The sequence below is a fragment of the Methylosinus sp. LW3 genome (genome assembly GCF_000527115.1).
Classification (GTDB): Bacteria; Pseudomonadota; Alphaproteobacteria; order Rhizobiales; family Beijerinckiaceae; genus Methylosinus.
Genome location: NZ_AZUO01000001.1, coordinates 2,978,486 through 3,003,100 on the forward strand (window position 1 = coordinate 2,978,486; position 24,615 = coordinate 3,003,100).

Consider the following 24,615-nt stretch of genomic DNA (forward strand, 5'->3'; position numbering starts at 1 on the left):
GGGAAATCGGCATTCATCGCGCTCAAAACCTCGGCAGCTCTGGAAACGGCAGCTTGCCGCTCTGCACATGCATCATGCCGAGCTCGGCGCAGCGATGCAGAGTCGGAAACACTTTTCCCGGATTGAGCCTGTGCTGTGGATCGAAGGCGCATTTGACGCGCTGCTGTTGCTCCAGATCGGTCTCGTCGAACATTTCGCCCATCAGATCGCGCTTCTCGACGCCGACGCCATGCTCGCCGGTCAGCACGCCGCCGACCTCGACGCACAGGCGCAGAATATCGGCGCCGAGCTTTTCGGCGCGTTCTATATCGCCCTCCTTGGAGGCGTCATAGAGAATGAGCGGATGCAGATTGCCGTCGCCGGCGTGGAACACATTGGCGACGCGAAGGCCGTGAAACTTCGCCAGTCCGTCCATGCGCGTGAGCACCTCCGGAAGGCGGCCGCGCGGTATGGTTCCGTCCATGCAGAGATAATCCGGCCCGATGCAGCTCACCGCCGGAAAAGCGTTCTTGCGCCCCGCCCAGAAGCGCAGCCGCTCGGCCTCGCTCTGCGAGGCGCGCGTCTCTGTCGCGCCTTCTTCGCGGGCGATGCTCTCGACGACGGCGACGAGATGATCGACCTCGGCCGGCGTGCCGTCCAGCTCCACGATGACGATGGCGCCGGCGTCGAGCGGATAGCCGCAGGGCTGGAAATTTTCGACAGCGCCAATGGTGGCGGCGTCCATCATCTCGAGCCCGCCCGGAATAATGCCATGCGCGATAATGGCGCCGACGCAGCGCGCGCCGGCCTCCACAGTCGGAAAAGCGAGCAGCAGGCCGCGGGCGGATACGGGCTTTTGCAGCAGCCGCACCGTCACTTCCGTCACCACGCCGAGCAGACCTTCGGAGCCCGTCATCAGCCCCATGAGATCATAGAGCTCGCTGTCCAGATGCTTGCCGCCGAGGCGCAGCACCTCGCCGCCCATCAGCACCATCTCGAGGCCGAGTATGTTGTTGGTGGTGAGGCCATATTTGAGGCAATGCACGCCGCCGGCGTTCTCGCCGACATTGCCGCCTATGGTGCAGGCGATCTGTGAGGAGGGATCGGGCGCATAATAGAAGCCCGCAAATTCGACCGCTTTCGAGATGGCGAGATTTTGCACGCCGGGCTGCACGCGCGCGCAGCGATTCTCGAAATCCACCTCCAATATGCGGTTGAACTTGGCCATTCCGAGCAGAATGCCGTCCTCGAGCGGCAGCGCGCCGCCGGAGAGCGAGGTGCCGGCGCCGCGCGGCACCACTTTCACATTCATCTCCTGCGCCAGCGCCATGATCGCGCTCACCTGCGCCACCGTCTCCGGCAGCGCCACGACCAGCGGCAAAGCGCGATACATGACCAGCGCGTCGCATTCATAGGCGCGGCGCGCGGTCTCGTCCGCAATGACATTGGCGGCGGGCAGAATGGCGCGCAGGCGCGCGAGAAGCTCCTCGCGGCGCGCCATTATCGCCTGCTCGGGTAGCGGCATGAGGAGGGACATGCGGTCTCACTGACAATGCCGAAACTGTGGCTCGGCGCTGCAGCCGGCTTGCGCGCGCCGGCCGTTTCGTGCTCGTAACCTCCCTATTCGAGCGGGCGCCGGCGCGCAAGCCCGCCGCTCGCCGCGGCCGCGAAGGTGAGGACCCGTAACGATGAAAACCAGATTTGCGCTCACTCTCGCCGACGCTCGGCGCGTCGCCGCCGCGGCGGAGGCCGAAGCGGTGAGGAATGACTGGAGCGTCGTCGTCGCCATCGTCGACGAGGGCGGGCATCTCGTGCTCTTGCAGCGTCTGGACGGCACGCAGACGGCCTCCGCCGAGATCGCAACGCAGAAAGCGCGCACAGCGGCTTTGTTCAATCGTCCGAGCAAGGCGCTCGAGGACATCGTCGCCGGCGGACGCGTCGCCATGCTCAGCCTGCCCGGGATCACGGCCGTGGAAGGCGGACTGCCGCTCGTCTATCGCGGCGATATTGTGGGAGCGATCGGCGTCTCCGGCGTGCAATCCTTCCAGGACGGAATCATCGCGAAAGCGGGGGCGGATAGCCTGGATGATGGGCAATCATGACGAAAAACGGCGGCGATTCGGCGCTTCGACTTTGTTGCGCCGCTTTCGCGCCTCAATCCATTATGGGACCGGATAGCGCCGCCAGCGCCGCGACGACGCTCTCGGGCGAAATATTTTCTCCGCTGGCGAAATCGATGAGCAGCGGCTCGTCGCCGCAAATATGCGCGAGCAGAGCGATCTGAAAGCCTTCCTCGCCCATCAGCGCGCGAATATCGCCAGGATCGACGCCGGTGAGCGCCAGAAAACGACCCATGCGATCATCATCCGCAGCCAGAAAGACCAATGATCGCAAGGCTATAGATCGCGCATCCGATTTCGATGGCGCAGCCGCCCGCTTTTCGCCACCGAGACGGTGTCTAGTCTTTTCGATTTTCATTTCATCAATCTTCATCTGCTAACCCGAAGGCGAGATCGTCTTCGAATGCACCGGCTTTCGATTTCGAGACGAGACGGAACCTTCCGCCGCCGCCTTCGGGAACGAGACGCCAATGGGCGCGAGCCGCGCCGAAACGAGAGCAGAATCGCGAGAGCGGAGCCAATGCCCAAAACCGTCCTCATCGTAGAGGATAACGAGCTCAACATGAAGCTCTTCAACGATCTCCTCGAGGCCAATGGGCATTCGACGCTGCAGACCAAGAGCGGCGTCGAGGCGATCGCGCTGGCGCGCAGCCACTCGCCGGACCTCATATTGATGGACATTCAGCTGCCGGAGATCTCGGGTCTCGAGGTCACGCGCTGGCTCAAGGACGACGAGCAGCTGCGCTCCATCCCCATCATCGCGATCACCGCCTTCGCGATGAAGGGGGACGAGGAGAAAATTCGCCAGGGCGGCTGCGAGGCCTATCTCTCGAAGCCGATCTCCGTGGCCCGCTTTCTGGAAACCGTGAACGCATTTTTGGCGGACAGGTGAGAGGCCGAGCGTCATGACCGCACGCATTCTGATCGTCGACGATCTTCTGCCCAATATCAAATTGCTCGAGGCGCGTCTGACGGCCGAATATTTCGACGTCCTCTCGACGACCAACGGGCCGGAGGCGATCGCGCTCTGCCGCGAGGAACGTTGCGACATCGTGCTGCTGGATGTGATGATGCCGGGCATGGATGGCTTCGAGGTGTGCAGGCGCCTGAAGGCCGACCCCATCACCGCGCATATTCCGGTCGTGATGGTCACGGCGCTCGATCAGCCGGCCGACCGGCTGCGCGGCCTCGAGGCCGGCGCCGACGATTTCCTCACCAAGCCCGTCGACGAGATCGCCCTCATCGCGCGCGTTCGGTCGCTCGCCCGCCTCAAGGTGATGCTCGACGAATTGCGCGCCCGCGCAGACACTTCCGCCAGCCTCGGCCTCGGCGACAAGGGCGCGCGCGCAATGGCCGACGCCGGCAAGAACGGCCGCATTCTCGTGCTCGAGGATCGCGGCGGCTCGGCCGAGCGAATCACCATGGCGCTGCGCGATCAGCATGAGGTGACGATCGTCTCCGATCCGCAGGACGCGCTGTTCCGCGCCGCGGAAGGGAATTTCGACCTCATCGCCGTCAGCCTCGACCTCAAGGGATTCGACGCGCTGCGCTTCTGTAGCCAGATTCGCTCGCTCGAGCGCACGCGCGCGCTGCCCATTCTCGTCATGGCCGATATGGACGATCGCAGCCGCATATTGCGCGGCCTCGATCTCGGCGTGAACGACTACATCGTGCGGCCGGTCGATCGCAACGAGCTGGTCGCCCGCGTGCGCAGCCAGCTGCGCCGCAAGCGCTACGCCGATAGCCTGCGTTCCGATCTGCAGGCCGCCATTGAGCTCGCCGCCGTCGATTCGCTGACCGGCCTCAACAACAGGCGCTATCTCGAGACGCATCTCGCCGCTCTGCTCGATCAGTCCGCGCACAAAGGCCGCGCGCTGACGCTGATGATGCTCGACATCGACCATTTCAAAGCGGTCAACGACACCCATGGCCATGACGCCGGCGACGAGGTGCTGAAGCATTTCGCGCAGCGCATGCGTCGCGTGGTGCGCAGCGCCGATCTCATCTGCCGGCTCGGCGGCGAGGAATTCGTCATCGTGATGCCGGACACGCCGCTGGTCGTCGCCGCCAAAGTGGCGGAGCGCGTGCGCGCCGCCATACAGTCCGAGCCCTTCTGCATCGATCGCAACGGCGGCGCCATTCCCGTCACCACCTCGATCGGCATCGCCGAGCGCGGCAAGGACGCCAACGCCGAGGCGCTGCTGCGGCGCGCCGACAAGGCGCTCTATGAGTCGAAGAGCGGCGGCCGCAATCGCGTCACCGCCGCCGCGGCCTGACTTCCCGCTCCCCCGCCAAAAAAAGACCCGCCCGAGACCATCGTCATCGGGCGGGGTTGAAAGTTGGGAGCCCCACTCGGAGGAGAGCTTCCGAGTGAAGAGGAGAGGCGCGCGCCATTCTAGAGGCGCTGCGCCGATGGGATCGCCTGATGAGCCAGCGAGCCCACGCGTTCGAGACGCGCGATCGCTCAGCGAGACACAGGCGGAAATTCATCGATTGAAGGACGGGTAAGAGCCGATCGCTCTCTAAACCCGCTTTCAGGCGTCGCGATCGGCGGCGAGAAGCGCTTCGATCGTCAGACGCGGCCTGTTCCCGGCTCGGGGACGGCGAAATGCGCCCCCCGATGTCACAATGGGATCAGGCGAGGGCGGCGGGTGGAGCGCGTGGCGAGAGGGGCCGCAATTCCGGCGGCGCAGCGGCGGCCACGGCCGTCCGATCGTCGAAGATCGGGGGAGAGGCCGCGGGGAAGTCGAAAGCGAGGACGATGACCACCGCATCGGAGCCATCGACCTCGGCCGCCGAGCTGCAATGGAGCATGCAGCAAGGGCCGACATGCTTCTCGACAGGCGCGGTGTCGGAGGAGGGAGAACCCGGCTGAGCGGTGACGCAGACGACGCCGAAAGCGCCGTCCTGGGCCATGGCCCCGGTGGCGAAGCCGACCGCCACGATCTGCAGCAGAAGGACAGCAGCCGCCAGCATGCCGACGACGGCTCTCTCCATTCTGAAGATCTTGCGAGTCTCGACTTGCACGGGCCGCCTTCTCCGAGCTGCGAGCCTCAACGCTAGGGGAGCGGCGGCGAAGGGTCAAGGCGCCCGCCGAGGCTCTCCTGCGGCAAGTTGTCGCGTGGAAAAGCAAAATCTCAGCGATAGCCTTCCTCGGCCAGCACCTGCCGCACAGTGGGACGCGTCTTCATCAGCTCGTAATGCGCGCGGCAATTGACCGGCAGCTCCATGCCGATCTTGTCGGCCCAGAACTCCACATAGAACAGGCCGGCGTCGGCGATAGAGAAGGCGCCCGCCGCATAGCTCTTGCCGTCGAGCTCGCCGCTCACTTTCGCGAGCGCCTCGGCGACGATCTCACGACCCTGCGCCTTCACCGCCTCAATATCGCCGGCGACGGCGTAGCGCTCCGGCGTGAACACGCGGCGGAAGCCCTCGCCGTGAATGTAGCGCGTCGCGAAATTCAGCACTTCCATCGCCCGCTCCTTGCCGGCGAGATCCTCGGGCAGCAGCTTGCGGCGCGGATAGGTCTCGGCGAGCCATGTCGCGATCGAGACAAAATCGCAGAGCGCCGTGCCGTCGTCGCGCACCAGCGTCGGAATCGTGCCATGCGGATTAATGGCGAGATATTCGGGCTTGAGATGATCGCCCCGCGGCAGATTGAGGATATAAGCCTCGAAGACGAGGCCGATCTCCTCGAGCAGAATGTGAATTCCGGTCGAGCAGGACCCCGGCGTCATATAGAATTTCATTGCGCGCCTCCGGCTCGCGAGAAGCAAGTTGCGCGCCGAAGGACCCTCATCCGTCGCGCCTTCGCGCGACACCTTCTCCCACGAGTGGGAGAAGGAGACCGCCCCTTTTTGAAAGACGACAGGAATTTAAAGACGCGGCGCGTCCTTCTCCCGCTTGCGGGAGAAGGCAGCCTCGCGAAGCGAGGTCGGATGAGGGCGCATGCCGCGCCCCCATCTCACGCCGCCTTTTCGGCCCCGAAGCTCCGCCGTCCGATCGGCCGTCCATCCAGCGTCAGCCCCTGGCTGTCGGTGGAGACCCACACGGTGGAGCCGTCGACGATCTCGCCGCCGAGCAGCGCCTCGGCGAGCGGGTCCTGCAGCTCCTTCTGGATCACGCGCTTCAGCGGACGCGCGCCATAGGCGGGGTCGTAGCCCTTGGCGGCGAGCAGCGCCCGCGCCTTCTCGTCGAGCTTCAGCGTGATCTTGCGATCGTCCAGCAGCTTTTGCAGCCGCAGGATCTGAATATCGACGATCGCGCCTATATCCTCGCGCCGCAGGCGGTGGAACAGGACGATCTCATCGACGCGGTTCAAGAACTCTGGCCTAAAATGCGCGCGCACCACCTGCATCACCTCGGCATGCACGGCGGAGGAATCCTCGCCCTCCTGCTGCATCACCAGGAATTCGGAGCCGAGATTCGACGTCATGATGATGAGCGTGTTCTTGAAATCGACGGTGCGGCCTTGGCCGTCGGTGAGACGGCCATCGTCCAGCACCTGCAGCAGGACGTTGAACACATCCGGATGCGCCTTCTCGATCTCGTCGAACAGCACGACCTGATAGGGCCGACGCCGCACCGCCTCGGTGAGCGCCCCGCCCTCCTCATAGCCGACATAGCCGGGAGGCGCGCCGATGAGGCGCGCGACCGAATGCTTCTCCATATATTCCGACATGTCGAGACGCACCAAAGCGGTCTCGTCGTCGAAGAGAAAATTGGCGAGCGCCTTGGTCAGCTCCGTCTTGCCGACGCCGGTCGGCCCCAAGAAGATGAAGGAGCCGATCGGACGGTTGGGGTCCTGCAGTCCGGCGCGGGCGCGGCGCACGGCGGTGGAGACGGCGGCGACCGCCTCCCTCTGCCCGACGACGCGGCGCGCCAGCTCGTCTTCCATATGCAGCAGCTTCTCGCGCTCGCCCTCGAGCATCTTATCGACCGGAATTCCAGTCCAGCGCGAGACGACCTGCGCGACATGCTCGGGCGTCACCTCCTCCTCGAGCATTTTCTGCGCGCCTTCCTTCTCGCTCGAGGCGAGCTTGCGCTCGAGATCGGGGATCAGGCCATAGGCGAGCTCGCCGGCGCGCTGAAACTCGCCGCGGCGCTGCGCCTGCGCCAGCTCGTTGCGGGCGTTCTCGAGCTGCTCCTTCAATTTCTGGGCGACGCCGAGCTTGTCCTTCTCGGACTTCCAGCGCTGCGTGAGCGCCGATGATTTCTCTGTCAGCTCGGCGAGCTCGGTCTCCAATTTGGTGAGACGATCTTTCGAGGCCGGATCGGTCTCCTTGCGCAGAGCCTCCTGCTCTATGCGCAGCTGAATGATGCGCCGGTCGAGCTCGTCCAATTCCTCGGGCTTGGAGTCGATCTGCATGCGCAGGCGCGAGCCCGCCTCATCGACGAGATCGATCGCCTTGTCCGGCAGAAAACGATCGGAGATGTAACGATTGGAGAGCGTCGCCGCCGCCACGATCGCAGCGTCGGTGATACGCACGCCATGGTGCATCTCGTATTTTTCTTTCAGCCCGCGCAGAATGGAGATGGTGTCCTCCACGGTCGGCTCGTCGACGAACACCGGCTGGAAGCGCCGCGCCAGCGCCGCGTCTTTCTCCACATGCTTGCGATATTCGTCGAGCGTGGTCGCGCCGACGCAATGCAGCTCGCCGCGCGCCAATGCGGGCTTCAGCAGATTGGAGGCGTCCATCGCGCCATCCGCCTTGCCGGCGCCGACCAGCGTGTGCATCTCGTCGATGAACAATATGATCCCGCCCTGCGCGGCGGTGATCTCGTTCAGCACGGCTTTCAAGCGCTCCTCGAACTCGCCGCGATATTTCGCGCCGGCGATCAGCGAGCCCATGTCGAGCGCGAGCAGCTTCTTGTCCTGCAGCGATTCGGGCACGTCGCCATTGACGATGCGCAGCGCCAGCCCCTCGATGATCGCCGTCTTGCCGACGCCGGGCTCGCCGATCAGCACGGGATTATTCTTGGTGCGGCGCGACAGCACCTGAATCGTGCGGCGAATTTCTTCGTCACGGCCGATCACCGGATCGAGCTTGCCTTCCCGCGCGGCCTCGGTGAGATCGCGCGCATATTTCTTCAGCGAATCATAAGCGCTCTCGGCCGAGGCGGAATCGGCGGTGCGGCCCTTGCGCAAATCTTCGATCGCCGAATTGAGCGTCTGCGGCGTCACGCCGGCCTCGCTCAAAATGCGCGCTGCGTCGGTTCCCTTCTCGAGCGCGATGGCGAGCAGCAATCGCTCGACGGTGACGTAGGAATCGCTGGCCTTTTGCGCGAGCTTCTCCGCATTGTCGAAGAGCCGCGCGGTGGCCTGATTGAGCGAGGGCTGTCCGGCGCCGCCGCCGGAGACTTTCGGCAGCTTGGCGAGCGCGGCTTCCGTCTTGGCGAGCGCCTCTCGCGAGCGACCGCCCGCGCGATCGATGAGTCCGGCGGACAGGCCCTGCTCATCGTCGAGCAGCACTTTCAAAACATGCTCGGGCGTGAGCTGCGGATTGCCCTCACGCGTGGCGAGCGACAGCGCGGCCTGCACGAAGCCCTGCGCGCGCGTCGTGTATTTGTCGAAATTCATGGAAACCCTCCGGTCTCGAGACGCCACGCAAAGCGGCGCGCCTCGTCCCTATATGGCGTGAAAACGGCCCCTTGCGGCGACCTTCACGGCCGATATGGGAAAGACCCTCGCGCTCGAAAAGAGGGTGCGACGACTGGAGCGCGAGGATTCCCGCTCGAACAGCGAGGGCGAAGCGGCGTTTTTGCGCTCACGCGATCGTTGCCGACCCGAAAGGGGGGACTCGCGGGACGGCGACGGCGCGGCTATGCTCGCATCTATGCCTTACTTGGAAATTGCCGTCGTCATCGCCTTGACCATGGTCAATGGCGCGCTCGCGATGGCGGAGCTCGCCGTCGTATCGGCGCGCCCTGCGCGCCTCAGAGCGTCGGCGGAGCGCGGGGTTCCCGGCGCGCGCGCCGCCCTCGACCTGGCTTCCGATCCTGGAAAATTTCTCTCCGCCGTTCAAATCGGCATCACGCTGATCGGCGTGCTGTCCGGCGCCTTCTCCGGCGCGACTCTCGGCGCGCGGCTCTCCGAATGGATCGCGTCACAAGGCCTGTCTCCGGCCATGTCGGAGACGCTCGGCGTCGGTGTCGTCGTCGCGGCGATCACCTATGTGTCGCTGATCGTCGGGGAGCTCGTGCCCAAGCAGATCGCCCTGCGCGACCCCGAACGGATCGCCGCAGCCGTCGCTCCGGTCATGAGCGTGCTGGCTCGGCTCGCCGCGCCGCTCGTCTTCCTTCTCGATCTCTCTGGACGCGCGCTTCTGCGCGCGCTCGGCCATGGCGCGGCGGGCGCGCATCTCGTTTCGGACGAGGAGATCAGGGCGCTCGTCGCCGAGGCCGAGACGGCCGGCGTTCTGGAGCCGGGCGAGCGCGCGATGATCGCCGGCGTCATGCGTCTCGGCGATCGTCCGGTTCGCGGCGTGATGACGCCGCGCGGCGAGGTCGACATGATCGATCTCGACGATTCGCCGGAGACGATCCGTGCGGCGATCATCGCCAGCGTCCATTCACGGTTGCCAGCCTATCGCGGCAAGACCGAGAACATGCTCGGCGTCCTACAGGCGAAGGACCTGCTCGACGCCTATCTGCGCGGCGAGAGCCCGCAGCCGAGCGAATTCGTGCGCCAGGCTCCGATCGTCCCGGCCTCCGCCGACGCGCTGGACGTGGTCGAGATGATCAAGCGCGCCTCCGTCCATGTCGCGCTGATCTTCGACGAATATGGCCATTTCCAGGGGATCGTGACCGACGCCGACATTCTGGAGGCGATCGCCGGCGGATTCGGGACGGCGGACGGCCCGCCCGAGCCTCACGCCGTGCAGCGCGACGACGGCTCATGGCTCATCTCCGGCGGCATGCCCGCCGATGAAATGCTGGAGCTTCTCTCTATGCCCGCGTCCGAGGACCGGAGCTATCAGACGGCCGCCGGCTTCGTTCTGGCGCATGCCGGCCATCTGCCGGAGATCGGCGAGAGCTTCGACGCGCATGGCTGGCGCTTCGAAGTTCTCGACAAGGACGGCCGGCGGATCGACAAAATTCTCGCCCAGCGAGCGCTGCGCGGGCAAAGACGCGCGGCGCTCTGACGAAGCGCCGCGGCGTCACGCTCAATCGGCGAGCGGCAGTTCGCCCGTCCGCGGCGTCTCGTCGGCGACATTGCCATTCGCCTCCTCGCCCTGCGCGCGAGTGCGGCGGCGGCGGCGCTGGTTCAGATGAAAGCCGGCGGCGGCTTCCTCATGCTCGCGAACGACAGCGCGCTCGGAACGTGCGAAAGCCTCGCCCTCCTCCGGGCCGGCGGCGCGAATCGGCGCGGTGATAAAGGACGGCAGAGCGGCGGCGGGCGCCTCCTCCTGCGCGGCGGGCTGCACGCGCGGCGGGAAGCGACGCTCGCGATTGCGGTCGAAATTCTGGCGATGCGGACGCTCGCCGCCGCCTTCGGCGCTCTGTTCGCCGCCATTGTTGCGGTCGCGACGATCGCGAAAGCCGCCGCGATCTTGCCCACCACGATCCTGCCCCCCGCGATCTTGACGCGGCTGGCGCTCATAGCGCGGCTCGTTGACCGGACGCTCGCCGATCGGACGCTCCTCATAGGGTTGCGGCTGCGGCTGCAACTGCGGCTGCGGCGCGAATTGCGGCTGCGCCACGGGCTGCGGCGCATAGGGCGCGGAAGCATAAGGCTGCGGCGGCGGCTGATAGCCGGCGGTCTGGGGCAAGCGCTCGGAGAGAGGCGCGAAACGATCCGAGATTCCGCTGAAATCATCATCGTCGTCGATGTCGGATTCGGTCGCCTCATAGGTGCGGCCATAGCCGCCCTGCGCCTGCTGCTGCGCCGTCTGAGCCGCGGCGATCAGGCGGAAATAATGCTCGGCGTGCTGGAGCAGGCTCTCGGCCATGATGGTGTCGCCGGAGGATTGCGCGTCTCGGGCGAGCTGAAGATATTTCTCGGCGACATGCTGAGCAGTGCCGCGGATTTTGACGTCGGGACCGTTCGACTCGTAGGAACGCGTGAGGGGATTGGGTCCTTTACGGCCGCCATTACGGCCGCGGATGCGTTTATTCTGTCCTGGTCTCATCGAATATCCCCAAGAAGGTCCTAACGCTTTGCCGGCTCGGCGTGTCGTGCTTCGGCAGAACACGCCGAAAGGGACGAACGCTCGAAACTGCGTCAGAGGCGGAAGCCGGGCGCGGCCATTGCCGCAAGAGCCCGATCCAACGGAGCGGCTCCGCTCGACCTCGAGCGGCGCATCTGTCCGTTCTGTCGCTTGCGCGATCCCGGCATGGATCGCGCGCCCGGCGCGGCGTTCTGGTGGAACGGCCTGCGCCGAATTCTCTATTTCACCCGAGCGCACTTCACCCGAGCGCCTCGCTCCGAGCCGATCCCGCATCACGCGGCCTCGAGAGGCGGCGTCGAAGCCGTTCGGCTCGCGGCGAGCGAGTTGCGTGTCTCACGCCGTCTTCGCGGTCATAGCCAGATCACGAAACCGTCGCTCACGCTCGATTGCTCGAACACATTAGTGTCGCGCCGAACACCCGACCATGCAGTCTTCTCGCATCGTCTTGTCTGGTTCGAACGGCGGCGCCGGACTCCGGCCTCTGCGGCGCGGGATGCGCGCCATCGGCTAAATTTCGGGGACCGGCCGTATTCCCCCTCATCCGCGCTCGGCGTCGCTCACGACGTTCAGCGTCTTTTCGCGAGCGACTATAGTCCACCGGGGAAGCCTCGCCAAGGGCGCGAACGTTCCATCGCTCACATAAATAGGGGGTGTAGCCAATTTGTCACGACTTGCGGATGCGTCAGCTGCGGCGACGCGCCGCGACGGCGCGCTCGCGTCCGCCAGCGTCCCTGCGAATTCCGGCGGCCTCGAGGCCTTTCTCCGCCATCAGCGCGGCGACGCTACGCGCCTGCCCGTCTCCCGCCTCGAGCACCGCGGCGCCCTGCGCCGCCAGCAGGCGCGGCAGATCGTCGATGATCTCGCGATAGCAGGCGAGGCCGTCGGCGCCGCCGTCGAGCGCGAGGCGCGGATCATAAAGACGCACCTCCGGCTCGAGCGCATCCAATTCGCCGCTTTCAATATAGGGCGGGTTGGAGACGATGAGATCGAAACGCGCGCCGAGCGCATCCGCCCAGCGGCCGCGCAGCAATGAGGCGCGATAAGCAAAGCCGCAGCGCGAGAGATTGAGCGCTGCGGCTTTGCAAGCCTCCGCGGAAAGATCGACGCCTATCGCCCGCGCTGCGGGAAATTCGGCGAGCAAAGCGCAGAGAATCGCGCCCGAGCCGACGCCGAGCTCGAGAATCAGCAATGGCTCGCGGCGCCGCTCGCGCATGAGCTCGAGCGAAAGCTCGATCAGCGTTTCCGTGTCCGGGCGCGGATCGAGCACATGCGGCGCGACGACGAGATCCTGCGTCCAAAAGCCGCGCATGCCCAGAATGCGCGACACGGGCTCGCGCGCCGCTCGGCGCCGCGCATGATCGCGCAAGGTCGCGAGCGCCGCTTCGCCCATCTTCGCCGTCGGCTCGAGCAGCAGTTCCGCCGCGCCGAAGCCGCCTGCGGCGAACAGCAGCGCGCGCGCATCGCGTCGCGCATCCTCGATTCCGCTGCGCTCGAGAAAGGCCGCGACCTCCTCGAGCGCTGCGGCGCGGCTCGCATCCTCGAGCGCGGGAGCGATCATGCGGCCGCGTCAGCCTTTCGCGAGCAGAGCGGCGACGCGCTTGGCGAAAGCGGCGGCGTCGATCGGCGCCTCGCCATCGGCGATGCGCGCCGTGTCGAGCAGCAGCCAGAGGCCATCCTCGGCGCCGACGCGATCGGCCTTGGCCTTTTGCGCCAGAGCCAGCACCGCCTCATGGCTGGGATTGATCTCGAGCACCGGCTTGCCGAAGGCGCCCTTATTGCCGCTCTCCTGCAGCATGCGCGCGAGTTGCAGATCGAAGCCGTGATCGGCGGCGATGAGACAGGCGGGACTTTCGCGCAGGCGCGTCGAGACTCGCACATCGTCGATATGCTCGGCGAGCGTCTCCTTCAGCACGGCGGTGAGCAGCGCGACATCGGCGCTCGCCTCGGCGGGCGGCGTCTCGGAGCCTTCCGGCGCCGGCACGGCGTCTATGTCGGCGGCGCCCTGCGTCACCGATTTGAAGGGCTTGCCATCATAGCCGACGGCGCTCGTCACCCAGAAGGCGTCGACCGGTTCGTCCAGCAGCAGAACGTCTATGCCCTTGGCGCGATAGCCCTCGAGCTGCGGGCTGGAGGCGAGCCGCTTTTTGTCGTCGCCGGTGATGTAATAGATCGCGGTCTGATTGGGCCGCAGATTTTCGACATAATCCTTCAGGCTGCGCGCGCCGTCCTGATGCTGCGACGTCGAAAATCGCGCAATGGCGAAAATCTCGTCGCGGCGCACCGGGTCGTCGTGCAGGCCCTCCTTGAGCACGGCTCCGAAATTCTTCCACACGGCGGCGAATTTCTCCGCGTCATTGGCGGCGAGATCGGCGAGCTCCTTGAGCACGCGCGTGCCGATCGCCTTGCGGATGGCGCCGATGATCGGATTGTTCTGCACCATCTCGCGCGAGACGTTGAGCGGCAGATCGGCGCTGTCGACGACAATGCGCATGAAACGCAGCCAGGACGGCAGAATATCGGCCTCGCGCGAGATCAGCACGCGGCGCACATAGAGCTTGGAGCGGCTCTTGCGCTGCGGATCGAAGAGATCATAGGGCCGCGAGCCGGGCGCGAAAGCGAGCACCGTATATTCGGTGCGTCCTTCCGCGCGCCAATGAATGGTGAGCGCCGGCTCGTCGAACTGGCCGGAGATCTGCTGATAGAAATCCTTATAGTCCTGCTCGCTGATTTCCGATTTCGGCCGCGTCCACAGCGCAACGCCGTCGGTGAGGCGACGCGGCTCCTTGCCCTTCTCCTCCACGAGATCGATCGGTATGGCGATGGCGCCCGAATGCTCGCGCAAAATCTGCTCGATGCGATAGGGCTCGAGGAACTCGTCCGATTCCGCATTGAGATGCAGCGTGACGCGCGTGCCGACGGCGGGCGCGTCCTCCGCGGCCAGCGGCGCGATCTGGAACGAGCCCTTGCCTTCCGACGTCCACAAAAATGCTTCCGCAGCGCCCGCGCGCCGCGTCGCCACTTCTATGCGATCGGCGACCATGAAGGCCGAATAGAAGCCGATGCCGAAGCGCCCGATCAGCGAGCCGCCTTTGTCGGCGACGCCCTTGGCCTCGAGATCGTCGAGAAAGGCGCGGGTGCCGGAGCTGGCGATGGTGCCGAGCGCGGCGACGAGATCCTCGCGCGACATGCCGACGCCATTGTCCGAGACGCTGAGCGTGCGCTCCTCCTTATCGAGCGCGATAGTGACGAGCGGCGCGCCGGCCTGCGCCGCCAGCCCCTCGTTCGCCACAGCCTCGAAGCGCAGCTTCTCGATCGCATCGGCCGAATTGGACACGAGCTCGCGCAAGAAAATGTCACGCTCCGAATAGACGGAATGCGTCATGAGCTCCAAGAGCCGCGCGACATCGGCCTGGAAGCCGTAGTCGCTGCGCTCGGCGGCGTCGATCGTCTGTGTTTCGGCGTGGTCGGTCACGGGCTCGTCTCCGCTTTTTTTGTCGGCTCCGCCGCGCGCGCCGCTTTCCGCAAATGGAAGCATGGCCGACGGCGCGCTGGCTCTGGCCGGGATATAGAGATCGTCATTGATCGGCAATGGCGTCCGTCGAGCCGCCTCGAGCGGAACGCGAGAGTGATATCGGAGATCGTCCACGAAGTTGCAAGACGGCCGCCATGGGTCGCGCGACTCGATCGCGCGAGATTTGCGAGAGCGTGGAGAGAAGAGGCGCGTGGGGGAGAAGCCCGAAACAAGACGGGCCGCCCGAGCGTCGCCCGGCCGGCCCGTCCATCGCCACGAACTCATGTGCTCGAAAAGCGCCCTTCCGGGGGGCTGGGGGGCTGACGAAATCCGGAAAAACGGCTTCCCGAGCGTGTCGAGGCAATGGGCTAGATATTGGTCGGCTCCTTTGGCGGACAAGGGGCTCGATATTGGCGAAAATGTGAAATCTCGGCTCGGCGCGCGCGGGCCATCGTCGTCTCATTGTCATCTTTGTCTTGCCCTCGCGCATTTGCCGCGCGATCATGCCCATGAAATGAGGAAAGCGGCATGAGCGAGACGGAGACGACCGATCCCAGCCGGCGGCGCGGCCTGCTCTCTGTGGTGGCAGGCCGCGCGACGAATGAAGCGGACCGGGCCAGGGCCGCGCCCGAGCGCAGCGCTCCGCTCGTGTCCTTCGATCGGCGTGAGCTGCGACTGCTGCTCGATCTCTATGGCGCCAAGGTCGCCGCCGGCGAATGGCGCGATTACGCCATCGATTTCTCGCCCGCCAAGGCGGTGTTCTCGGTCTTCCGCCGCGCCAGCGAGGCGCCCCTCTACCGCATCGAGAAAAATCCCGAGCTCGCGCGCCGTCAGGGCGCCTATTGCGTCGTCGCCGCGGGCGGCCTCGTCATGCGCCGCGGCCATGATCTCTCGCGCGTCGTCGCAGTGCTGCAAAAGAAGCTGGAATTGGTGCGCGACTGAGCGAATTGGCGCGCGCCCGGCAAAAGAAAAGGCCCCGCCGGAGCGGGGCCTTCCTTTATCCCGGATCGGATCGATCGTCCGATCAGTCGTTGCGCTCGCCGAAGAGATAGAGCAGCGACTGGAACATGTTGATGAAGTCGAGATAGAGCGACAGAGCGCCGAAGATGCTCTGCTTCTGCACCATCTCCTGGCCATAGCCGGCGTTCTGATAATAGCCGTCCTTGATCGACTGCGTGTCCCAGGCGGTGAGGCCCGCGAAGATGAACACCGACAGGATCGACAAGGCGAACTGCATCGCGCTGCTCTGGAAGAACAGATTGACGAGGCTCGCGAGCACGAGGCCCCACAGGCCCATCACCAGGAAGGAGCCGAAGGCAGAGAGATCGCGCTTCGTCATATAGCCATAGAGGCTGAGGCCGCCGAAGGCCGCCGCGGTGATGAAGAACACCTTGGCGATCGACGCGCCGGTGAAGACGATCATGATCGACGACAATGACAAGCCCATCACCGCCGAGAAGGCGAGAAACAGGTTGCGAGCCGTCGCCGCGGAGACGCGGTCGGCGCGATAGCCCAGGAAGAACACGAAGGCCAGCGGCGCCAGCATCACCACCCATTTCAGCGGGCTGGTGTAGAGCATCTGACCGAAAGGCGTGAGCGCGATCTGCCGCCCGCCTTCCTTGGCCACGGCGAGCATATGCGTGCCGAGCGCGACGACGCCGGTGACGCCGAGACCCAGGACCATATAATTATAGACGCCGAGCATATAGGCGCGCAGGCCCTGGTCGATCTCGGCCGTGCCGGCTCTGGAGACCCCGCCCCGGTAGCCGAAGCTCGTGTTGCGGTCGAAATTGGACATAGCATCCTCTCGAAAAAGGCCGCGCGGCCCGGTCTATCCGGCCAATCGGCGCGGTCCTCGCCGTCGAATATGGCGTGCGGCCCGCGGAAAAACAAGAGTCCGCGGGCGCAATGCGGCAAAGTTCACGCCATGCCGAGCAAAACGCAAGCAAAAGGCGCAGTATAGGACTCGCGACGGGCCGCAATTCTATGCCGGGAGGCGGACAAAAGCCGAGCCCGTTCACGCTCTTGCCGCTCCGTGAGAATGCGCTAACATGCCGCATTGTCGCAGGCGGCGAGCGACCGGGTCGGCCGAACCGGCTCTCGCTTCGTCGTCGGAGCGAAGGCGCCCACGGAACGAGGCCCGCAACACATGATCCATGGGGGAATCATCATGTCCGACAGCGGTCTTGCCCCGTTCTGGCGGTCGATCGATGGGTTTCTGCGTCCTGCGACTCGTTCCGCGCCGCCCGTTCTTCTCGTCCTTCTGCTGACGCTTCTCGGCGCCGCGGCCCCCGCCTCGGCCCATGGCCGGCTCGGCTCCGCGGAGGGGCGGTGCCGGCTGTTCATCGGGCCGGACATTATGAACTTCACCGGCTATCTGCCGGACGCCTCCAAGAATGAGTTCTGCGAGGATATTCCCGCGACCGGCCACACGATCATCGCGCTCGACGCCGAGCAGGACGAGCTGCGCGACATGGCGGTGGAGATCAGAATCGTCAGGGATATCGGCAGCGAGGAGAAAGAGAACGCCGACCTAGACGCTGTGACCGTCGCCTATCGCGGTCCGCGAACCTATCCGACCGGCACGATCAATTTCGAGCACGACTTTCCCGACGCGGGCTATTTCGTCGGCATAGTGACCGTGACCGGCGACCATGGCGAGCGCTGGGTGTCGCGCTTCCCCTTCTCCGTGGGCAAGAGCTTCATGCGCACCCTGCCCCTCTATCTGCTCATGGGCGTCGGCGTCATCGCCATGTTCTTCATCTATCTACGGCACCGGCCGATCCATTCGCTGAAGACGGCCGACGCCGAGCCGGCGGAGTAAGCCCTCCGCAGACCATGCCGAAAAGCGGCCGCCTCATCGCGGAGCATCTATTCCCGATGATCGCGGAGCGTCTATTCCTGATGAGCGCGTGTCGCTCGCGCCTTTGATCTTATCGGCGAGCAGGGCGATGGTCTTGGAATAGACTTTCGCCTTGTTCCACTCGAGCAGCGCCGGAAAATTCGGCTCGCCCTCGTCCCAGCCCGCGCCCGGCTTCCAGCCGTAGCCATGTAGAAAATTGGCGGTGGAGGCGAGCACATCCGCCGTGTTGTGAACGAGATCGCGCTTGCCGTCGCCGTCGAAATCCACTGCGAATTTCAGATAGGACGACGGCATGAACTGCGTCTGGCCGATCTCGCCCGCCCAGGCCCCGCGCATTTGCGCGGGATCGAGATCGCCGCGCTCCACGATGCGCAGCGCATCCAGCAGCTCGGCGCGGAACTTGTCGGCGCGGCGGCAATCATAGGCGAGCGTCGCCAGCGCGCGAATCGTCGAAAAGTCGCCGAGATAAGAGCCGAAATCCGTCTCCAGCCCCCAGATGGCGACAATGACCGGCCCCGGCACGCCATATTTCTGCTCGATGCGCTTGAACAGCGCCGCATGCTTCTGCAGCAGCGCGCGTCCCTTGCTCACGCGGAAGGAATTGGCCATGCGCGCCGAGAATTGCTCGAATGTCTGGCGGAACACTTTCTGCCCGCGATCATGCGAGATCACCGAGCGGTCGTAATAGACGTCGCGGAGCGACGAATCGATCGCCGCCTTGGAAATTCCGGCCGCGGCGGCTTCCTTCTCGAAGCTGCTGAGCCAGGCCTCGAATCCCTCGCCATTGCGTCCGCATTCGGCCGCTTGCGCCTTCGGCGCGCCGAAGCCGATCGCCAGCGCCAAAGCCGCGGCGCCGAGCGCCCTCGTCATCCGTTTGTTCTGAGACATATCGCCGACCCCATCTCTCGGGCGAAGCCCTTTGCGCTCTCGAGGGCGATATCCCCCGGCGCGAATTTCTGATCGATCGAACGGCCCCGTCCGATCGGAAAGCGCTCTTAGCTCACGAGAGCGCGGCCGCACGATGGCGACGCTTCCGCGAGAGCTGAAATTGCCGATCCTCAAAACCGGCCTCAGACTAGCTCTCGCCGGTTAGCGGCCGGTTGCCGAAGCATGGCCAATTTTCGTTCTCATATTGTTCTTGCGGAGGCGAAATCGCGCGTCTACTATGGCGGCGTTTGCGTCAGAGCGATATCGGGGTCTCGGAGCTTTCGTCATGGTGGTCAGAGTCGCGACGGTCGCCTTCGAGGGCATAGAGGCCAAGCCCGTCGACGTTCAGGTGCAGATCGCCAGCGGCAATGTCGTGTTCACCCTCGTCGGCCTCGCCGACAAGGCGGTCGCCGAATCGCGGGAGCGGGTGCGGGCGGCGCTCGTCGCCTCCGGCCTCGCCCTGCCGGCCAAGCGCATCACCGTCAATCTCGCGCCGGCCGACATGCCCAAGGAGGGCAGCCATTATGATCTGCCGATCGCGCTCGGCGTGATGGCGGCGATCGGCGCCATCCCCTCGGATGCGCTGGACGGCTTCACCGTGCTCGGCGAATTGGGGCTCGACGGGGCCATCGCGCCGGTCGCCGGCGTTCTGCCCGCGGCGGTCGCCGCCAACACGCGCGGCCATGGGCTCATCTGCCCGCGCCAATGCGGGCCGGAGGCGGCCTGGGCGTCGAGCGACATGGAGGTGATCGCGCCGCGCTCGCTGATCCAGCTCGTCAATCATCTCAAAGGCGTTCAGGCGCTCTCGCGGCCCGAGCCGGCCGTGCGCGCGGCGGCGACGGCGCTGCCGGACCTCTCCGACATAAAGGGCCAGGAGAGCGCCAAGCGGGCGCTGGAGATCGCGGCGGCCGGCGGCCATAATCTCCTGATGAACGGCCCGCCCGGCGCCGGCAAATCCATGCTGGCGGCGCGCCTTCCCTCCATTCTGCCGCCATTGTCGCCGCGCGAGCTTCTGGAAGTCTCGATGATCCATTCCGTCGCGGGCGAGATCGCCGGCGGCGAGCTCACCGATCGGCGCCCGTTTCGCGCGCCGCATCATTCCGCCTCCATGCCGGCGCTGGTCGGCGGCGGCTCCCATGCGCGTCCGGGCGAGATCTCGCTCGCCCATAATGGCGTGCTGTTCCTCGACGAGCTGCCGGAGTTCCAGGCGCAGGCGCTCGATGGCCTGCGCCAGCCACTGGAGACCGGCGAGGTCGCCGTGTCCCGCGCCAATCATCGCGCCGTCTATCCGGCCCGCTTCCAGCTCGTCGCGGCGATGAACCCCTGCCGCTGCGGCCATGCGCTGGAGCCGGGCTTCGCCTGCCGCCGCCAGCCCAATGAGCGCTGCATCGCCCAATATCAGGCGCGGCTCTCTGGCCCGCTGATCGACCGTTTCGACCTCAGGATCGAGGTTCCGGCGGTCTCGGCGGCCGATCTCGTGCTGCCGCCGCCGGCCGAAGGCTCGGCCGAGGTGGCGGCGCGCGTCGCCGCGGCGCGCGAACGCCAAAGCCGACGCTATGCGGCTCTCGGCCTTCCCGGCTCCACCACCAACGCCAGCGCGCCGGCCAGCGCGATCGAAAAAGCCGCCGCGCTCGACGCCTCCGGAACGGCGCTGATTCGCGAGGCGGCCGAGCGCCTCGGCCTCTCGGCGCGCGGCTTCCATCGCGCGCTGAAGCTCGCTCGCACCATCGCCGATCTCGACGGCTCGGACGCCATAGCGCGCCGCCATCTCGCCGAAGCTCTCGCCTATCGCGGCGGCTCCGCCGGAGCCCGCGTCGCCGCCTGAGCCCAATTCATACTTTTCTGTGGATTGCCGTGAAATAATTGCATCTTCGTCGAATGGCTCTGGACCATCCCGCATGCCCGCTGTTCCTCCTTGCGTTTTTGTCGTTCTCGCTTTTTTCGCCGCTCTCGCGCCGGGCGTCTGGCTATGGCTCGTGCGCGCGCGCCGGGCGCGCCGCCGCCGCGCGGTCGAGACAGAGCTAGAAGGATTGCGCGACGAAATCTGGGAGCTGCGCGCCGCCGCCGCCGCGCGCGACCGCGCCGAGGCGGCAAGCCAGGCCAAATCGCGCTTTCTCGCCACGGTGAGCCATGAGATTCGCACGCCGCTCAATGGCGTGCTCGGCCTCGCGCAATTGCTCGCGGCGACGCGGCTCGACGCCGAGCAGGCGAGCTATGTCGAGGCGATCGCCGCCTCCGGCCGCTCGCTCGCCCAGCTCATCGACGATATTCTGGACTTCTCGAAGATCGAGGCCGGCAAGATCGAGCTTTCGGTCGAGCCCTTCGCGCTTGCGCCGCTCGTCGAGGGCGTCGTCGAGCTGCTGGCGCCGCGCGCCCAGGCCAAGCATCTCGAGATCGCGAGCTATATCGCGCCGGACGCGCCGGAGATCGTCGCCGGCGACGCCGCGCGCGTGCGCCAGGTGCTGGTCAATCTCGCCGGCAATGCGGTGAACTTCACCGCGAGCGGCGGCGTCGGCCTGCGCGTCGAGCGCGACGCCAAAGGCGCGCTGCTGTTTCGCGTCGCCGACACGGGGCCGGGCGTCGCGCCGGCGGCCCGCGAGATCATCTTCGAGGAGTTCGAGCAAGGCGACGGCTCGTCGACGCGGCGCCATGGCGGCACCGGCCTCGGCCTCGCCATCTCGCGCCATCTCGCCGCGCTGATGGGCGGCCGGCTGGAGATAGAGGAGGCGGCGGGCGCCGGCGCGATCTTCGCCTTCACCCTGCCGCGCGGGCCGCATGCCCTCTTCGACGACCGCACGCGTGAGCGCAAGCGGCCGCTCGCCGGCTCGAGCGTTCTGATCGTCTCGCCGACGATCTTCGAAGGGCCGTTCATGGCCGAGATCCTGCGCGGGGCCGGCGCGCAGACCGAGATCGCGCGGGAGGAGACGCATGGCGCGCGCCGTCTGGACGGCGAGCCGGATGGCCGTTTCGACGCCGTCATCGTCGATTGCGCCTTCGGCGAGGAGGCGACCGAGCGTCTCGCCGACGAGGCGCGCCGCGCCGGCGCCGGCCGCGTGTTCCTGATGTTCTCGCCCATGGAGCGACGCGCCTTCGGCGAGGCGGCGCTGCGCCATTTCGACGGCTGGCTGGTGAAGCCGGTGCGCGCCGCCTCGCTGGTCGAGCGCCTGTCCGCCGCCCCGCCGCCGACGCGCAACGACGAGGATTTCGTCGCGCCCGAGCGCACGCTCGCCGGCCGGCGCGTGCTCGTCGTCGAGGACAATGACGTCAATGCGCTGATCGTCTGCCGCCATCTCGAGAAGCTCGGCGCGCTGGTGACGCGCGTCGAGGATGGCGCGCGCGCCGTCGAGCTGGCGCGCTCCTCCATCGGCGGGCGGCTGCGGCCCTTCGACGCCATTTTGATGGACGTCTTCATGCCCGAGCTCGACGGCCTCGAGGCGACGCGCCTCATTCGGGCGGAGGAGGCGCGCATGGGCGCGCGGCGGCTGCCGATCATCGCGCTGACCGCCAGCGCGCTCGAGGAGGACGAGCGCGCCGCGCGCGGAGCCGGGGTCGATTTCCTGCTGACCAAGCCCGTCGAGTTCGACGCCTTGTCGAGGACGATCCTCGAGGCGATCGACGCCGCGCGCCGCCGCGCGAATGGCGATCGCGAGGCGATCTGACGGCGCGCGCCGCCATAGCCACAAAAAAGAAAAAATTTCGCCCCGCGCGCAGGTCACAACGGCAGCGCGGGGATTGCGATGGCTCACGCCCTTGTCGGGAGAACACAATGTCGAGACGAAAAAATTTGCTGCTCGCGGGGCTGATGACGCCGTCGCTGGCGCTCGGCCCGCAAGCCGGAATTGCGCCGGCCGCGGCCAGCGAAGCCCTATTGCTGGCGCAGGCCGCGCCGCAAGGCTTTGATCCAAATCACGAAAAGCGCCCCCCGGCGCAGCGGCCGGCCCAACCGGCGCCAGCTCCCCACCCAGCCCCGGCGGCCCCGCCCGCGGCGCCTTTCCATCCGGCGCCCATTCAGCATGCGCCCTCCGCGCCGCCGCCCTCCCCCTATCCCGGAGCCGGCGCCCCGCCGTTTCCGCGCCCGCAGCTGCGCGCGGCGCCGCCGGCCCCGCCCGCCCCCGCCATAATCCATCCGCCGCAGCAGGCCGCGCCGATTCGGCAAGCTCCGCCGCCGCATCCTACGGCGGCGCCTGCGGCCATCCCCATTCCCCATCCGATCGCGCCCGCCAATCCGGCCGCCGCCCAGAGCCCCTCGCCGTCCATCCCGCATGAGAATCGCGCTCCCGCGGCCGGCCGGCCCCCTGTTCCCGCCCCGAGCGGCGACCATGGCCCCGGCGCCGGCGCGCCCGCCGCCCGCATCGCGCCGGCCGCTCCGATCGTCACGCCCGCTATTGGACAGCAGCCTCCCGCCTCGCCCGCCGTCCCCGCCCCGCCGGCGCATTCCGCGACCCCGCCAGCCGGCGGCGGCCAAAACCTTCCGCCCAATGGCTCGAATGGAGCGCCGGCGCATCTCGGCGGACCGCATCCCACACCAGCGGCCGGCGGCGCGCCCGAGGCGCCGGCGCCGCATGGACAGCCGCCCGCCGGGACGCCGGCGCAGGGCGGAAACTTCCTGCCGTCCACGGCCCAGCCCGGCGCCGCGCCGCGTCCCAATGGCCCGCCGCCCGGCGCTGCTCCGGCCGGAGATCATGCGGGCGCGCCGCCGGCCGCAGGTCCTGGGGGACGCTTTCTGCCGCCTGGACAGCAAGGCGCGATCCCGCCCGGCGCGCCTCCCGGCGCCGGCTCCGTCCCGCCCCATGTTCCACCGCAAGCCGGAGGCGCCGCCTATGGCGTCCCGCCGGCAGGTGGGCCGCCCCCCTCTGGAGCCGCCTATGGCGCCCCGCCGGCTCCGCCGCATGGCGCGCCACCGGCGGGCGGCGGACCGCGCGTGTCGCCGGCCGCAGCGGCGGCGATCGGCGCGGCGGCCGGCCTCGTCGGCGGCTTCGTGCTGAGCCAGCCGGGCGCGCATCGGCTCGACGATGTCCACGCACGTCGCCAGCAATTCGAGCGCGACGGCGTGACGGTCGTGCAGGAGCCCGGCCGCACCATCGTGCGCGAGAGCGGCGGCGCCTTCATCCGTCACGACGAGAACGAGCGCTTCCGCGAGCTCGGCGGCAATCTGCGCAGCGAGCGTCGCGGCGAGGAATATGTGAGCGTCTACGCCCGCCGCGACGGCGGCGAGGTGCTCACCTACACCGACGCCAATGGCGTGCTGCTGCGTCGCTTGCGCCGCTTCCCCGACGGCCGAGAGATCATTCTCATCGACAATGGCTTCCGCGGTCCGCCGCGCGGCTTTGCGGAGGAGGTGGTGGTGCTGCCGCCGCCGCCGATCGAGATCGCTCCGGAGGCTTATGTCGTCGATTACGGCGCCGCGGATGAGCGTCTGATCTATGAGACGCTGACGGCGCCGCCGCTCGCGCCCATGCAGCGCCGCTACACTCTGGACGAGATTCGCTACAGCCCGTCCGTGCGCGCCTATACGCGCAGCGTCGATATCGACACGATCAATTTCGACACGGGCTCCTGGGCGATCACGCCGGATCAAGCGCAACGTCTCGTAACGGTCGCAGAGGCGCTCAACGAAGCGATCAAGCGCAATCCCGCCGAAGTGTTCCTCATCGAAGGCCACACGGATGCGGTGGGCTCGGACGTCGACAATCTGTCGCTCTCCGATCGGCGCGCGCAGTCGGTGGCGACGATATTGTCGCGCGACTTCGGCGTGCCGCCGGAAAATCTGACGACGCAAGGCTATGGCGAGCAATATCTCAAAGTGCAGACGCAAGGTCCCTCGCGCGAGAATCGCCGCGTGACCGTGCGTCGAATAACGCCGCTGCTGAGCGGCCCACAGGCCGAGACGCATCGGCGCTGAGGAAAGACAAACGAGACGGCGCGCATCTTCGCGCGCCGTCTCCATGAGCTATTTGCGCACGATGCGAGCCTGAAGGCTCGCGATCCGGAACGCCGCAGGTCGTCACAAAAGCTTCGCCCGCCCGTGATCTAACGCTTCGATCG

19 protein-coding genes are annotated in these 24,615 nt (G+C 66.8%); 9 read left to right on the plus strand and 10 right to left on the minus strand.

What is annotated here, in order from left to right; translation table 11 throughout:
• Positions 1 to 22: 22 nt before the first annotated feature.
• Positions 23 to 1,516 carry an FAD-linked oxidase C-terminal domain-containing protein gene (locus METLW3_RS0114865; protein WP_024880678.1) on the minus strand — a complete coding sequence of 498 codons (1,494 nt, stop codon included), beginning with the start codon at positions 1,514 to 1,516 and terminating at the stop codon, positions 23 to 25.
• Positions 1,517 to 1,667: 151 nt separating this feature from the next.
• Between METLW3_RS0114865 and METLW3_RS0114870 the strand changes: the two genes are divergently transcribed.
• The gene (locus tag METLW3_RS0114870) at positions 1,668 to 2,081 is read left to right on the plus strand and encodes a heme-binding protein (RefSeq protein ID WP_024880679.1); all 414 of its coding nucleotides are present in this window, start codon (positions 1,668 to 1,670) and stop codon (positions 2,079 to 2,081) included.
• A 52-nt stretch (positions 2,082 to 2,133) separates the two neighbouring features.
• Here the strand turns inward: METLW3_RS0114870 and METLW3_RS29290 are convergent, their stop codons facing one another.
• The gene (locus METLW3_RS29290; protein ID WP_024880680.1) at positions 2,134 to 2,472 is read right to left on the minus strand and encodes a DUF3572 domain-containing protein; all 339 of its coding nucleotides are present in this window, start codon (positions 2,470 to 2,472) and stop codon (positions 2,134 to 2,136) included.
• A 147-nt stretch (positions 2,473 to 2,619) separates the two neighbouring features.
• On the opposite strand from METLW3_RS29290, the gene METLW3_RS0114880 reads away from it, so the two are divergent.
• Positions 2,620 to 2,991, plus strand: coding sequence for a response regulator (locus METLW3_RS0114880; protein WP_024880681.1), 372 nt, complete (start codon positions 2,620 to 2,622; stop codon positions 2,989 to 2,991).
• Between the two features lie 13 nt (positions 2,992 to 3,004).
• Positions 3,005 to 4,375: a PleD family two-component system response regulator gene (locus tag METLW3_RS0114885; protein ID WP_024880682.1), complete on the plus strand. Its 1,371-nt coding sequence runs from the start codon at positions 3,005 to 3,007 to the stop codon at positions 4,373 to 4,375.
• Between the two features lie 358 nt (positions 4,376 to 4,733).
• Here METLW3_RS0114885 and METLW3_RS0114890 read toward each other — a convergent pair whose 3' ends face one another.
• From METLW3_RS0114890 to clpB, 3 genes are all read right to left on the minus strand, one after another.
• The gene (locus METLW3_RS0114890; protein ID WP_024880683.1) at positions 4,734 to 5,096 is read right to left on the minus strand and encodes a hypothetical protein; all 363 of its coding nucleotides are present in this window, start codon (positions 5,094 to 5,096) and stop codon (positions 4,734 to 4,736) included.
• 140 nt (positions 5,097 to 5,236) lie between these two features.
• Positions 5,237 to 5,848: a glutathione S-transferase N-terminal domain-containing protein gene (locus METLW3_RS0114895; RefSeq protein ID WP_024880684.1), complete on the minus strand. Its 612-nt coding sequence runs from the start codon at positions 5,846 to 5,848 to the stop codon at positions 5,237 to 5,239.
• Positions 5,849 to 6,063: 215 nt separating this feature from the next.
• Positions 6,064 to 8,679: an ATP-dependent chaperone ClpB gene (gene clpB, locus METLW3_RS0114900; protein ID WP_024880685.1), complete on the minus strand. Its 2,616-nt coding sequence runs from the start codon at positions 8,677 to 8,679 to the stop codon at positions 6,064 to 6,066.
• Between the two features lie 256 nt (positions 8,680 to 8,935).
• On the opposite strand from clpB, the gene METLW3_RS0114905 reads away from it, so the two are divergent.
• A complete protein-coding gene (locus tag METLW3_RS0114905) occupies positions 8,936 to 10,243 on the plus strand; it encodes a hemolysin family protein (RefSeq protein WP_024880686.1) in 1,308 nt (435 codons plus the stop codon).
• A 21-nt stretch (positions 10,244 to 10,264) separates the two neighbouring features.
• Here the strand turns inward: METLW3_RS0114905 and METLW3_RS0114910 are convergent, their stop codons facing one another.
• From METLW3_RS0114910 to htpG, 3 genes are all read right to left on the minus strand, one after another.
• Positions 10,265 to 11,230 carry a DUF4167 domain-containing protein gene (locus METLW3_RS0114910; protein ID WP_024880687.1) on the minus strand — a complete coding sequence of 322 codons (966 nt, stop codon included), beginning with the start codon at positions 11,228 to 11,230 and terminating at the stop codon, positions 10,265 to 10,267.
• Positions 11,231 to 11,951: 721 nt separating this feature from the next.
• Positions 11,952 to 12,827, minus strand: a complete 876-nt coding sequence (prmC, locus tag METLW3_RS0114915; protein ID WP_024881617.1) for a peptide chain release factor N(5)-glutamine methyltransferase — start codon at positions 12,825 to 12,827, stop codon at positions 11,952 to 11,954.
• A 9-nt stretch (positions 12,828 to 12,836) separates the two neighbouring features.
• A complete protein-coding gene (gene htpG / locus METLW3_RS25630; RefSeq protein ID WP_084484893.1) occupies positions 12,837 to 14,804 on the minus strand; it encodes a molecular chaperone HtpG in 1,968 nt (655 codons plus the stop codon).
• A gap of 504 nt (positions 14,805 to 15,308) precedes the next feature.
• Here htpG and METLW3_RS0114930 point away from each other — a divergent pair.
• Complete coding sequence (locus tag METLW3_RS0114930) at positions 15,309 to 15,722, plus strand: DUF2794 domain-containing protein (protein ID WP_024880688.1); 414 nt, start codon at positions 15,309 to 15,311, stop codon at positions 15,720 to 15,722.
• Between the two features lie 82 nt (positions 15,723 to 15,804).
• On the opposite strand, the gene METLW3_RS0114935 is transcribed toward METLW3_RS0114930, so the two are convergent.
• Positions 15,805 to 16,578: a Bax inhibitor-1/YccA family protein gene (locus METLW3_RS0114935; RefSeq protein WP_024880689.1), complete on the minus strand. Its 774-nt coding sequence runs from the start codon at positions 16,576 to 16,578 to the stop codon at positions 15,805 to 15,807.
• Between the two features lie 372 nt (positions 16,579 to 16,950).
• On the opposite strand from METLW3_RS0114935, the gene METLW3_RS0114940 reads away from it, so the two are divergent.
• A complete protein-coding gene (locus METLW3_RS0114940) occupies positions 16,951 to 17,604 on the plus strand; it encodes a hypothetical protein (protein WP_245267357.1) in 654 nt (217 codons plus the stop codon).
• 33 nt (positions 17,605 to 17,637) lie between these two features.
• Here METLW3_RS0114940 and METLW3_RS0114945 read toward each other — a convergent pair whose 3' ends face one another.
• Entirely contained in the window at positions 17,638 to 18,531 is an 894-nt protein-coding gene (locus METLW3_RS0114945; RefSeq protein WP_024880691.1) for a lytic murein transglycosylase, read from the minus strand.
• Positions 18,532 to 18,856: 325 nt separating this feature from the next.
• On the opposite strand from METLW3_RS0114945, the gene METLW3_RS0114950 reads away from it, so the two are divergent.
• The 3 genes from METLW3_RS0114950 to METLW3_RS0114960 all read left to right on the plus strand — a co-directional run bounded on the left by METLW3_RS0114950 (position 18,857) and on the right by METLW3_RS0114960 (position 24,472).
• Entirely contained in the window at positions 18,857 to 20,395 is a 1,539-nt protein-coding gene (locus METLW3_RS0114950; protein WP_024880692.1) for a YifB family Mg chelatase-like AAA ATPase, read from the plus strand.
• A 73-nt stretch (positions 20,396 to 20,468) separates the two neighbouring features.
• Entirely contained in the window at positions 20,469 to 22,229 is a 1,761-nt protein-coding gene (locus METLW3_RS0114955) for an ATP-binding protein (protein ID WP_024880693.1), read from the plus strand.
• 107 nt (positions 22,230 to 22,336) lie between these two features.
• Positions 22,337 to 24,472 (plus strand): OmpA family protein, encoded by a 2,136-nt coding sequence (locus METLW3_RS0114960; protein ID WP_024880694.1) that lies wholly within the window; start codon positions 22,337 to 22,339, stop codon positions 24,470 to 24,472.
• Positions 24,473 to 24,615: the final 143 nt, after the last annotated feature.